Below are 13032 nucleotides of genomic sequence, written 5' to 3' on the forward strand. Positions count from 1 at the left end.
CCCTTGATGATTTTCAAAAATATTATTGTCCGGCGACGCTCAGCTTCGCATCGATTGCGGCCAAATCCCCTGCTTACCGGGCGATAAGATACCGTTCGGATCGAGAACATCCTTCAATCGGTGATGAAGATCCCACAGCGCGCCGTCATTATATTTATAAGTCCCGGCGATCTGGTCCATGAAAGCCAGATGAGTGCGGTATTCACCAAACCCGGCATCCGCTGCTTCGTCGACCAGCCTGCCGAACAGATCATAGGCGTCTTTGCGCATCTTCTCGTCCGCCCGATCATACATGATCATCAGAATATGATGCATATCGCGCCACCCCACCAGGAATTCGCCGATATAGTCGAAGCCAAAATCGTGGCAGCGCTCCTTGATCATATTGTATTGGAGGAGCGCTTCGTTTCCGTCCGGTGCAGAGATCGGTGAGAAATTGATGTGACCACCGCCGCCGATCCAGTTCATTATGCTGAATTCGGTCATATTCGGTTCGCCGCGCATCAAACGCACACGGTAATCCCAGGCCGGATCGTTCTGTCGATCAAGATACAATTTCGCTCCGGGAATGCTCAACAGCGCATCTTGAACAAGTTTGAAATTGTTCTCGATGATTGGCGGCGGACCATACATGGCCGCATAGAAATTCCACGCCCCGAGATCGTGGTCGGCAGCAATCTTCGCACGGATCGAATCCGGAAGAGGGCCTTTGCCATCGAAATAATGGCGACGTGTCGTCTTTGCTGAAACTTCCCACAAGAGATCCACTGCCACTGCAGCATTCGGGATCACCTGGTTGACCTTCAACGGGCGCACAGCATCGAAAATCGCAGCGAGGTCTTCCTCTCGCTGATAAGTGATCATGAATGGTTTGTAGCCCGGGGGCTCTGGCATCAACCACATACCCATCTTCGTCACCACACCGAAGTTCGACTGGGTGAACATACCATCATAGTGCGGGCCAGCAGCATGTTTGGTTGCCTGCCAGTGCTGCGACCCTTCAATCGCACCCTGCCCTGTCCGCACGATCTCCCCGTCGGCCAGAACCACTTCCATGCCGCATTGCATGACGAAATGGTCGCCATAGGGCGTATAGCCCGCGCCGTGTTCCAGCGCGTTGCCCATCACACCGCCCCACCCTGGTGCAGCTGGATCGATCCAGAGCTTGCTGCCCGTCTGGCGCAGATATCGATCCAGCTGGTAATATGTCACGCCTGGTTCGACGAGAGCATAGCCATATTTCTCGTTAACTTCGAGAATACGGTTCATCCGCTTGAGGTCGAACATTACGTAGCCGGATTGACGCGGAGCGGGGCCGCCATATGCAAAGTTGCGGCCATTTCCGAACGTCCAGATCGGTAGTTTATAGGAATTGAAAACCCTTAGCGCACGCTGAATTTCGTCAACATTCGCGGGCGCGATAGCAGCTGAAGGTAACAGTTCTCCATCAGCAAGCGGAGAGTAGGCGTCGCGATAGGTCGAAAGCGGCAGTTCGTCGACAAAGACCCAATCTCTGCCAACAATTGCGCCAAGCTCTTCGAGCGCCGCTTGAAAGGTTTGCGCATCGATTCCTTGGGGTAAACGGTTACTCATGACAGGTGATCTTCCACTTGGATTGCCCACGATACTAGCGCACCCGGGCTGCTAGCTGCTAAATTGCAAGCGCCTGAGCGGCACTCCGCCGTATGATCGTTGATGCTTCCATCCATCAGATCGCGAATGTGATAGGCAAGCGCGGTCGGCCAACCATTGCTTGCACGCTCAAGAAGACTCGACGTTCCATTTGTCTGATGCATCCAGCGACCCTGGGTATAGTGGTGTTTTCCTTCCAGATGGGGCTGACCTCCGCGCTCCAGCAAAAGCTGGCTGGCGATCATGGCCGCCGGATCGGAGGTGAGGCCGACAAAGCACGCAGAGCTGTCGGAAAGTTGATCGAGCAGGCCATTGAGGGAGCGATCGATCCGCACGATTTCTGCGTGATGATCACCTTCCATCAGCGCTTCACAAAACTGCCGACTTTCCGGGATTGAGCTTTCCTCAATAATGACAAGCTTCGGTGTGCGCGCCTTCACAGATGTGCTGCGGATGGTTATCCCTGCGCCAACTAATCCTGCTGCGCTGCCAAACATCGCCGCGCGACGACTTACTTCCCAGGTCACATTATTTCCCCTCTGATTGCGCAGATGTCTTGTCCAAGCTGGCGGCTTCCTTGCTCAGACCTTCCCAACGATTTTCAGGCTGGGAGTGAATACCGAAGAGATCGAGCACACGAATGCAATTATGATCAACGATGTCACCGATCGACTCCGGCCTTAAATAGAACGCAGGTACGGGGGGAGAAATCACCGCCCCCATCTCTGTGCAGGCTACCATATTTCGTAGGTGAGCGAGATTTAGTGGGGTCTCACGCGTCATCATGACCAGGCGACGACGCTCTTTGAGCATGACATCAGCGGCGCGAGAAATCAGATTATCCGATTGGCCATGCGCAACGGCGGCAAGAGTGCGCATCGAACATGGAGCAATGATCATCCCCCCGCAGATAAAGGAACCGCTGGCGATGCTTGCCCCCACATTGCGCACATTGTGAACCACGTCGGCAAGAGCTTCCAGCTCCTGCTTTCCGTCGGGCAATTCTTCGCGGATATTCAGTAGGGCAGCCTGACTCATCACCAAATGGACTTCGTGAGTGGCCATCTCCCTCAGAATTTCAAGCAAGCGCAACCCATAGACCGCCCCGGTCGCGCCGGTCATTGCCACGACAAGTCGCTTCATTGCGAAAGATTTTGCAATGAAAGTGCGATGGGTGCTGAAAATATTGATCGACGAAAATAGTTCACTTAAAGACCCTCTCCTGCCTCTATCTATTTATCTACAGACCTCTTCGCAATTAGCAATTATGTGCTTAATCGAAGCGGTGCGTCTTTCCTATACAGTTCTTAATCCGACATGGATGGACTTCATCTCGAGAAATTCGTCGAGCCCGTGATGCGATCCTTCGCGTCCCAATCCGGATTCCTTGATCCCACCAAAGGGTGCTGTCTCAGTAGAAACCAGACCGCTGTTCAAGCCAACCATTCCAGTTTCGAGACTTTCGGCAACGCGCCAGAAACGATCAACATCCTGCGTAAATGCATAGGCGGCAAGGCCGGTCCGGGTCGAATTGGCAAGAGACAGAGCTTCGGTCTCGGTTTTGAATTTGAATATAGGGGCGACTGGGCCAAAGGTTTCTTCCTCGGCAAGGCGCATCGCATCATTGGCGCCTGTAAGAACAGTCGGCTGGTAAAATAACGGTCCCGCCTCATGGCGTTCACCGCCGGTGATGATCTTTGCCCCGTGCTCGACTGCGTCGCGAACGTGCCCGTCGACTTTGTCATAGGCAGCTGACGTTATAAGTGGCCCCTGTTCTGTAACGCCTTCAAGACCATTGCCGACACGGAAGTTGCTGATCTTCGCGGCCAAGGCCTCCACAAAGCGATCGTGCATGCCGCTTTGCACCAGAATCCGATTGGCGCAGACGCAGGTCTGGCCGGTGTTGCGGAATTTGGATGTGATGGCCCCTTCAACCGCCTGATCGAGATCTGCATCGTCAAAAACGATGAGTGGCGCATTTCCGCCAAGCTCCATCGATACGCGCTTCAGCGTGGAGGCGCATTGGCCCGTCAGGGTTTTCCCGACTGCGGTGGATCCAGTGAAAGTGAATTTGGCTACGTCCGGATGGCCGGTAAGTACCGAACCTATTGCCGGAGCGTCCCCCGCAATGACATTGAATACGCCGGCAGGGACGCCAGCCTCCAGTGCAAGTTGCGCGAGAGCAAAGGCAGTAAGTGGCGTCAATTCGGACGGCTTGAGTGTGATGGTGCACCCGGCAGCCAAGGCGGGTGCCACCTTGCGAGTGATCATCGCTGCGGGGAAATTCCATGGAGTGATCGCGCCGACGACACCGACAGGTTGCCTGATGACAAGGATGCGGCGATCTTGATGACTGGGGATGATTTCCCCGTATGCGCGACGCGCTTCCTCTGCAAACCACTGCACGAAGCTGGCGGCATAATCGACCTCACCCCGCGCCTCTCCTAGCGGCTTGCCTTGCTCGGCAGTCATGATCTTTGCCAGATCTTCGCGCGCGTCGGTGATCAGGGCAAACCAATTACGAAGAATATTGGCTCTCTCATGAGCCGATGTTGCGCGCCAATCGGTATAGGCGCGTAAATTGCTGGCAACAGAAGCCTCAGCCTCAGCAGCACCAAGAAAAGGGATATTCGCAATAACTTCGTCAGTGGCAGGATTGATGACCTCAAAGGTCTCCTTCGCCCTGGCAGCTTCGCCATCGATGAGCGGTGCACCGTTAAGAAAATTTGGCCGAAGCGATGTGGTAACGGTCAAAAAGCCCTCTTCTCCGACCAACTTTTGGTCGGGCAACGTATTCCCGGATGTTCACCCGGAGCTTTGAAAGATGGCTGCCGGGGCGGCAAGCTGAATGCGCCGCCCCGGTGCCAATAGCATTTAGTACTTATATGCAAGCCTCAAGAACCATTCCCGCGGGCGGGAATAGTTGGCCAAAGCCGTACCAGCCACGAAGCGATCCACAAATCCACCAAGAATGTATCGCTCATCGGTGAGGTTGGTGACGCCGGCCGTCACAACAAAGTGCTCACTCGGTTCAGTGTAGGCCAAGCTTGCACCGAACACGCTGAAACCAGGCTGATAGAGTTCAGGGCTGTTGATGGCATCTTTGTAGGTGCCGCTCTGATAAGACCAGTCACCTCGTGCGGCTAGCCTGCCCTTGCTTCCATCATAGATGTCCGCATTGAAGGCTGCTGACGCCGTCCATTCGGGAACGAATGCGAACTCGGAGTCAACAGTGATAGGGAAGGCATTGGGATCAATCGACCGGTAGAAAGCATCAAGATAGCCAACGCCAAATGTGAGGCGCAGCCAATCAGATGGAGCGACGTCGCCCTCGACTTCAAAACCCCTGATCCGGCCAGTACCCGCATTTCGTGCCTTCGGAGCGATACCTTCGTTCACAACGACCTGAATGTCGCTGTAATCCGACTGAAATGCCGCCATGTTGAGGCGGACATTGCTGTTGAAGAGCTCGGTCTTTGCGCCGACTTCATAGGATTCGACAAACTCCGGCGTGAACTCTGGCGCTACGACTTCGCCCGGGAAAACACGCTGCGTGAAGCCACCGTTCTTAAATCCCTTTGAGTAGGAGGCATAGACCAGAACATCATTGCTGACCTCATAATCAAGGGTAAGCGCGGGGGTCCATTCCTTTGCCTCCGTCGACACTTCAACGGCTGGGAGGTTATGATTGCCACCCGGATTGACGTCAGTAGGAACACATCCACCTGGCGGCGGGAAGCCGAACAGCGGATTGGTCGGATCCGTGATCAAAATCGGCTCCGGTTGCCCCACGATGCACTGGCTGAAAGCGATGAAGACGCCATCGGGATACGGCAGGGGGAGGCCCGCAGTGTAGTCATTGAAGATCGTCTGGAAGGACGGGTCAAACCGCTTGGTTTCTTCGGTGTAGCGGATGCCGGGAGTAACTGAGAACCGATCGGTCACTTCATAGGTGAATTGGAAGTATCCGGCATAGCTATCATTGTCGATCTTGCCGCCACTGATGAAGTCAGCAAACCCGAAAAGCAGCTCGTTGAAATCCTGCCCTTTTTCTTTCAGGTAATATGCACCCACGGCAAACTGTAGACGGTCGTCGAACAAGCTGCCAGTCAACTGCAGTTCCTGCGATGCCTGCCACAGGTCGATATCGTTCGTAGACTGAAGATAAGGATGTGGCGTTAGGTCGAAGTCCCAGAAGATTTCCGATTTCTGGTCACGATACGCAGAAATGGACTTGAGGCTAACATCACCGAAGTCATAATCGAGCGTCATATTGACACCCCATAGATCGAAATCTGACTGGTTTGTCCCGTTAGACCACGTCTCATCGATATCGTCGGTTATCCACTGGGTGGTTGCGCAGCGCGGATCATCGACCGGTGCCAATTCTCCATCTGCGCCGCAGAATCCGGCCCCACCGCGCAGCTTGTTCCAGGCATAGGTGGCACTTGGGAAGGCTACGACCCTATCGTTGATCTCCACAATCTGAAGCAGGTCAGGCGAATCGAACAGATTTATCAGGGAAGAGGGCGTCACGCCTTCTCGCCGAATATTGATATCGCCAGATAGATTGACGGTGAATTCAGGAGTGGGCTCCCATCGCAACGCCAGACGGCCACCGAAACTATCCTTGTCGCCCTGGTATTCCCCATCGAACAGTCGTTTTTGATACCCGTCGCGGGTTTCGTAGGATGCAACCGCCCGGATGGCCAGCGTATCGCTCAACGGCACATTGATCATGCCTCTGATATCAGCCCGGTTGAAACGGCCGGTGGTCGCCTCAAGCTTGAGGTCGAAATTATGTTGCGGTTCAACCGAATTGACCACGATCGCGCCACCGATCGTATTCTTGCCGAAAAGCGTTCCCTGTGGGCCTCGAAGGACCTGAATGCTCTCCACATCAGCCATGTCGAGCAAGGCTCCGACCGAGCGGGCGACATATACGCCATCAACATAGACACCGACGCCAGGATCAACCGTAATGTTGAAATCGGTCTGGCCGACCCCTCGGATGAACGCTGTAATCGAAGCACTGGATCCCGAAAGATTGGCAACCGGTGAGATGTTCACATTAGGCGCGAACCTTGCGACATCAGATACATTGGCGATTTGCTTTTCTTCAAGCATTTCGCCAGTCATGGCAGTAATCGCGATTGGCGTTTGCTGCAGATTCTCCGACCGCTTACGCGCCGTGACGAGAATTACCCCTAGTCCGGAACTGCTATCCTCTTCCGCCGCAGCATCCGGAACCTCATCGGTTGGATCCTGCGCCCAAGCTGGAGTTGAAACAAGACCCAAAGCTGCAGTAGTAAGTAACAATGATATGCGTGAACATTTGTCTTTTTTTGGATTAAACACTATACTTCTCCCAAAGTGTTTACACGTTTTAGAACCGTGTTTCTATACTTAACCCTATCTTTCGTGGCTGTTCATAAAATCCATCTGTACCCAAGGCGCCGGGACGGATAGTCTGAAGAACACTTTCATTAGTTAGATTGGTACCCCACAACCCGATCTTGAAGCGCTCATGATCCGGAGACCAGTAAATTGATCCGGATATAAGTGCATAAGATGGCTGGGAAAAAATGTTCGCAAAATCATAATAGACCCGCGAACTCCAAGAAAGATTACCCGACACAGTCATTCGACCACCGCCGACGTCGCTACCCCATTGCGCACCAAAACTACCGGACCACTCTGGGGCCCGCGTCATCGTGTTGTCCGAGGCATCGAAGGTTTCCACCGAATTGCCGCCATCATCCCGTGGGAAGAAACCTTGTGCGTTGGTGAAATCCTCATAACGAGCGTGCGTATAGGCCACAGCCGCGCGTAAATTCAGATCATCAGTGGGGCGAACAAAAGCTTCGAACTCACCACCATAGATCTTCGCGTTTGCGGCGTTTTGGAGAATGTAACTTGAACCCAGGCTATCCTTCGACTGGAGCTGCAATCCTTTGTAATCATAGTGGTAAACAGCAAGGTTTGCGCGGAGCCAGGGGAATGGATCTGACTTGATGCCGAATTCCGCCGCATCGATAGTCTCGGGATCCACCGCTTCGTCGCTTAGCGCAGCCATGTTGAATACGCCGCTCTTGAACGCAGTTCCATAAGTTGCGTAGGCGCTGGTTCGCGGAGCGAGTTCATAACGTACGCCAACTTTATAATCGAACTTATTGAACGTCTCTTCAGCATCATCAACAACGAGGTTGCCAAACAGACGCTGTGAAAAGTTACGAGTCTCGGTTGTGTAACGTCCGCCGAGAGTAAAGAACAAACCCGGCTGAATTTCATAGACGCCCTCAGCAAACCCAGCGAATGAGCGGCCTTCCAGCTCCGGTTCCAGAATTGGCCCCCTGAGTGGTTCGTCAGGGCTCGGTGCGGTGAATGGGGCGACATATGAATTGCCACCAAATTGATAGAAATAACCGCCGACGAGCCATTGGAACGGACTCGAATTTGAAGAACTTAGCTTTATTTCCTGACTGCCGGATTCTACGTTAAATGTCGCGGGGAAATTCCCCAACTCAATATTAGTTGCATCTGAATCGGTGTTTTGGAACCAGCGAAGGTTCATCCAGCCGCCTGTTGTATCAAGAACTACGGAACCCAGATCCAAGCTGGTGTGCAATGCAATGTTCCAACGCTTCAGGTTGAGGTCGGGGACGTCAGTAAGTGAGGCCTGCCAAGGGCCTGTGGGCAAGATAACGCCCGGGAAACGGCGTCCCGCTGTGTTGTCATCGATCGGCTGAGGTGAATTTGTCGTACTGTCCTGGTCGAAATACTCACCGGTAACCACAACTTTAAAGCGACTACTCGGTTCGTACATCAGCTTGCTGCGAACGTCGATCACCTGCTGGTCACCCAGACCACCGCCTCTTACGAGATCCTCAATATAACCTTCATTTTTACGGTAGAGGCCCGCAAAATCGGCCGCGACTGTATCGGTGATTGGTCCCGTCAGATAAATCCTGGCGTCATAATCATTTGCGTCATTGCGCATGCGTCCAATCCTGAAAGCGCCTCTGCCTCGAAAGCTGAAGCTCGGATCGGGTGTAATGACGTTGATCAATCCGCCGGTGGCATTACGGCCGAATGTAATGCCTTGAGGGCCGCGTAATACTTCCACGCGTTCAACCTCAACGAGATCGATCCAGTTCGCTGCGGATTCGGGTTGGTATACACCATCGATATAGGTCGCAATATTGGGCTCGTCGCCAATAGAAATGCCGGTTGAACCTACACCGCGGACCACCGGCTGAAAGACGCCCATGTTGCGACTTCCTACAAAACCCGGCACGACCTGCGTCAGTGTTCTGATAGTAGAGACATCTGCCGAGGCCAATGTATCTCCAGTCACGGCGGTGACGGCTACAGGTACGTCTTGCAGGTTTTCTGCGCGTCTGGTGGCGGTGACGATAATGTCACCTATGCCTACACTGGTTTCCTGCGCCTCTTCTTCAACACTCTCGGAAGATTGCTCCGAAGCTGCCTCGGTTTCCTGAGCCATCGCAGAAAAAGAAACCAACCCAGACGCTGACATTAGAATGGTGCTCGCCATAGCGACACCGTATGTAGTGTTTCTCATTTTCGCTCTCCCATTCGATCCCGTTATTATTATTGGATCGCCTCCATCGACTTATGTTTATTGTCGACTGCGCAAGTATTCCTCCAAGAAATCCAGTCGATCATTGCCCCAGAAGATTTGGTCATTCACAAACATCAGGGGGGCACCGAAAACACCGCGCTGAATGGCCTGTGCTCTCGCCTTCCGATATTCATTCTGCCCGATCGTAGAATCGACAAAATCAACCAGCTTGTCTGGATCAAGGCCCGCAGTTTCGGCGCATGCACGCAGCTCTTTACGATCGCGTGGATCAATCCCCTCGCCCCAGATGCGTCGATAGGCATCTGTTACGAACGCCTCCGCCTTCCCTTCATCACGGGCAAATAGAACAGCGCAGTTCCAGTCGCCGCAATCGAAGCTTTCAGGAAAAGACAGGGGCACTTCGTAGTGCTTTGCCCATCGTTCCAGATCCGCCATCATCACCTTGATCTTCGGAACAACCTCACGGTTGGATGGGCCATAATTTCCCGCTGCGATTTTCGCTTCCGGAATATCCATCGGCCAATAGTTCACTTCGCAATTATTGCGCCGGGCAATCTCTGGAAGCTTCAGCTGCGCGAGGTAGCTAAAGGGACTGATGAAGTCGAAATAGAAATCAATAGTACGGGTCATTGATTTTCCAGATCGTATCCGACCATCTCACGATAGTTATCCCAGAAACCGATGATCGTGCCTTCGGTAACCAGATGGTCCGTATCCTTGGCTTCGCCCCCGCCCATGGCGATGTAAGAAGCGTCCTCATTCTCGCCGACAACTGCGTTCTGGACGATCTCGACGGCTTCACCGTCCTCCATGGAAATGAGCCCGGACGGACCGATGAGATTTGCCTGCTTAAGCCGAATGGCCTGCATTTCCTCATCATCATCTTCGTAACCGAAGTGGGTCCAGACGAGCTCGAATTCGTCAGGTCCGTATGTAACCGATTGGCGAACTGCGAGGGTGTTCTGAATTTGTTGAAGAACAAGGTTCGGAAAGACAGCCAGGATGACCAAGGTTATGCCATCATCGAATTCCTGGCGTCCTTTCAGGAGCGACATGTCCTGCAGACTGAATCCGGTGTCGAATGTACGAGAATCCCCATAGGCTTCCTTGTCCGCAGCATCATCATTGCTGGCAGCAATTGAATAAAGCAGCGAATGGCGCTTCTTTTCGTCCATCACGGACTTCCCGGTCTGGGTCGAACGGTAAAGGCCGAAAGTGTTGTGAAACAAATGCAGAAGGCTCGCGTGATAGGGATCACGCGTATTTTCAGCGTAGAGCTTCCAATTTCCGTGAATAACCTGACGCTGGTCGCCGAGAATCTTGATCGGCTTGCACATTATCCGTTCAATATGCTCGACGACGATCGGACCGAGGAAATCGCGACAGGATTCAACTGTAGAAGAAAACGTCGCGAAGATCAGTCCGCTTACAGATTCTGCCTTCAGTTTCTGGAGGCCATGCTGGGACATGTCGAAATCACCGGGCATGCCGCCCTGCCCTTTAAGCCCCCGACGGAAAGGAACACCGATCAGGTTACCCTTCAGATCATAGGCCCACTGGTGATACACGCATTCAAGATTAGCGCGATTGCCACGTGCCTCGCGACACACAAGCGCGCCTCGATGCGCGCATCGGTTGACGACAACATTTATTGTACCGTCTGTATCGCGCATCACGATTACAGGGGTTTCACCAACGAAAGTTGATTTGAAATCGCCAGGTTCCGGGATTTCCGCATCCAGTCCTACAAAGGACCAGCATTCGCCCTTAAAGATCTTATCCTGCTCAGCCTGATAATAGCGCGGGTCAGTGAACACCCGGTAAGGAACCCGGCACGCCGATGCATCAGTACCAGCCTTCTGTTCTTCGGCTTTCAATCCAGTAGTGCTCATCTTTTGGGCTCCTAATGATGCCTAGATCGGGCGAACCATCATCGTGTCGATGAGGTGCGTATCAAAAATTGCTGTTTTCGATCGAAAACGCGGACTGCCTCCAGTCAAGACAATTTCATCAATATACTTTCCCGAATTATATATTGTTGTCCGCCCATCTTTGCGGGTCATAAGAACCACATAGTTGGTCTGCGACTTTAACACTGAGTCGTCTGCATTAACGATGCGAGTTGGACCCAATATGTGGCGATAACTGTGTTCAGGAAAGATATTAGCTTTGCGCAAAGATACTATACGATCAACTAACATGCCGCGACTATCACAAAACACCGCAGATAGAGACATACCGCGATTATGATTTTCGGCGGAAATAACCGAGTATTTACATCTTTCCTCGAACAAGTCGGGCCATTCCTCAAGACGATCATCATCTATGAGTTCAGCGCAGTATGCATTGAGTTGTACTGCAATATGATGTTGTTGTATTTTCTCAATACTGGGAAGGGACATCAGCTCACCTGCTCCGGTTCTTCGATGCAAACCCAATTATCCTCAATGATGACCGGGTAAGTCTTGATTGGTATCTGACAAGGGAATGCCTTTGCCGCACCGGTTTTGATTTCGAAGGAGCCCCCATGAAAGGGGCATTCGATTACATCACCTTCTTGATACCCGTCAGACAGCATTGCATTGCCGTGCGTACACAAGTTATCGGTTACAAATATTTCTTCATCTACTTTATAAACCGCGAGTGCAGGCATTTGTTTGAGAAGAACTTGTATCGGCTCGCCTTCCTTGACGTCCGAGACTTCACATAGGCGCAACTTATCTGACATTTGGACTCCTTGGACTCCATATTTTTAGGGAATTGGGCTCGGCAAAATTTGCCTAGAGCGGAATGTCCATTCCATAACCCGCCGCTTCATTTCCGTGGCCGAAGATGTCGCGAGTATAATATTCCTGCTGAGTCGGCGCAGTCCGCGCGTTCCAGCCAAATTCCCACAGCCAGCCAGACGGATTGGCGCAATAGAAGGTCAGCGCCTGGTCGTTGGCATGCTTGCCCAATTGTAGAGCTACGTCGATTTCCCGCTGCCTAACGATGTCATGTGCGATGCCCAGATCATCGAGATTGGTATATTCGAACATCATGTGATTGATGCGCTTTTCCATAGGGCCGAGGCCGAATGCGACGGAATGCTGACGCTCGTTGCAATGCATGAAGTACGGTTCTGCGACCATGCCGTTGGGAAGGTCGAGTTTATATTCAACAGACCCCTTCAGGCCGAGTACCCGATAAAAGCGGATCGCAGCTTCAACGTCGTCCTGGCGAAGGATACAGTGGCCGATCCCTTGCGAGCCAGTCAGGAAGCCACCAAACATCGGCCGGCCGGGATGAAATGGCTTATAGGTATCAACCTGGGGGCCATAGAAAATTTCGGTAGGGTTGCCACCTGGGTCAGTGAGCTTCAGCAAGCCCAGAGCACGGCGATCTTTTGCCTCGTCACTGCTTGCAACGGTGAATTCGATATCAGCAGCTCGCAGCTTTTCCTGCATGTCTTCGAATTCCACCGGTCCGGCAACACGCCAGCCAAGATAGGCCAGATCATCGTCGCCATTCCCATAAAGGGCGATGCGATGATGCCAGAGGTCCATTCTCAGATAGAGGCGGTCATCCTCACCTTCGTCAACGACTTCCATGCCAGCGATCTCGCTTGCGTAGGTACGCCACGCATCCAGATCGGAAACAGAAAGGCCAAGATAGCCGAGTTCGGTTACTGCCGTCACAAATCTTACTCCCAAAGCACCGCCATTGAGCGGCATATTTTTTTTGAATCGACGCTGACGCGAATCATGTTAGCGTCATTTCTGTCATTGACTAGCAAGACGTTTTCCATTGTGCAA

The 13032-nt window shown here is 52.7% G+C and carries 11 protein-coding genes; all 11 read right to left on the reverse strand.

Annotated elements, in window-relative coordinates; all coding sequences use genetic code 11:
- Positions 1–39 precede the first annotated feature (39 nt).
- The 11 genes from CP97_RS14085 to bphC all read right to left on the reverse strand — a co-directional run bounded on the left by CP97_RS14085 (position 40) and on the right by bphC (position 12915).
- Positions 40–1593: an FAD-binding oxidoreductase gene (locus tag CP97_RS14085; protein ID WP_048886471.1), complete on the reverse strand. Its 1554-nt coding sequence runs from the start codon at positions 1591–1593 to the stop codon at positions 40–42.
- On the reverse strand, positions 1590–2159 hold the full coding sequence (locus CP97_RS14090) for a hypothetical protein (protein WP_048886472.1): 570 nt from the start codon (positions 2157–2159) through the stop codon (positions 1590–1592). The genes CP97_RS14085 and CP97_RS14090 overlap by 4 nt, the downstream gene beginning before the upstream one ends.
- A 1-nt stretch (position 2160) precedes the next feature.
- Positions 2161–2775: a UbiX family flavin prenyltransferase gene (locus tag CP97_RS14095; RefSeq protein WP_048886473.1), complete on the reverse strand. Its 615-nt coding sequence runs from the start codon at positions 2773–2775 to the stop codon at positions 2161–2163.
- A gap of 153 nt (positions 2776–2928) precedes the next feature.
- On the reverse strand, positions 2929–4386 hold the full coding sequence (locus CP97_RS14100) for an NAD-dependent succinate-semialdehyde dehydrogenase (protein ID WP_048887044.1): 1458 nt from the start codon (positions 4384–4386) through the stop codon (positions 2929–2931).
- A 120-nt stretch (positions 4387–4506) separates the two neighbouring features.
- Positions 4507–6990 (reverse strand): TonB-dependent receptor, encoded by a 2484-nt coding sequence (locus CP97_RS14105; RefSeq protein WP_082863839.1) that lies wholly within the window; start codon positions 6988–6990, stop codon positions 4507–4509.
- 28 nt (positions 6991–7018) lie between these two features.
- Entirely contained in the window at positions 7019–9190 is a 2172-nt protein-coding gene (locus CP97_RS14110) for a TonB-dependent receptor (protein ID WP_169807769.1), read from the reverse strand.
- A gap of 84 nt (positions 9191–9274) precedes the next feature.
- A complete protein-coding gene (locus CP97_RS14115) occupies positions 9275–9868 on the reverse strand; it encodes a 2-hydroxychromene-2-carboxylate isomerase (protein ID WP_048886476.1) in 594 nt (197 codons plus the stop codon).
- Positions 9865–11130 (reverse strand): aromatic ring-hydroxylating dioxygenase subunit alpha, encoded by a 1266-nt coding sequence (locus CP97_RS14120; RefSeq protein ID WP_082863840.1) that lies wholly within the window; start codon positions 11128–11130, stop codon positions 9865–9867. The genes CP97_RS14115 and CP97_RS14120 overlap by 4 nt, the downstream gene beginning before the upstream one ends.
- Before the next feature lie 21 nt (positions 11131–11151).
- Positions 11152–11640, reverse strand: coding sequence for an aromatic-ring-hydroxylating dioxygenase subunit beta (locus CP97_RS14125; protein WP_048886477.1), 489 nt, complete (start codon positions 11638–11640; stop codon positions 11152–11154).
- Entirely contained in the window at positions 11640–11966 is a 327-nt protein-coding gene (locus CP97_RS14130; protein ID WP_048886478.1) for a non-heme iron oxygenase ferredoxin subunit, read from the reverse strand. The genes CP97_RS14125 and CP97_RS14130 overlap by 1 nt, the downstream gene beginning before the upstream one ends.
- A 52-nt stretch (positions 11967–12018) precedes the next feature.
- A complete protein-coding gene (bphC, locus tag CP97_RS14135; RefSeq protein WP_174539171.1) occupies positions 12019–12915 on the reverse strand; it encodes a biphenyl-2,3-diol 1,2-dioxygenase in 897 nt (298 codons plus the stop codon).
- Positions 12916–13032 lie beyond the last annotated feature (117 nt).

Source organism: Aurantiacibacter atlanticus (genome assembly GCF_001077815.2).
Taxonomy (GTDB): domain Bacteria; phylum Pseudomonadota; class Alphaproteobacteria; order Sphingomonadales; family Sphingomonadaceae; genus Alteraurantiacibacter; species Alteraurantiacibacter atlanticus.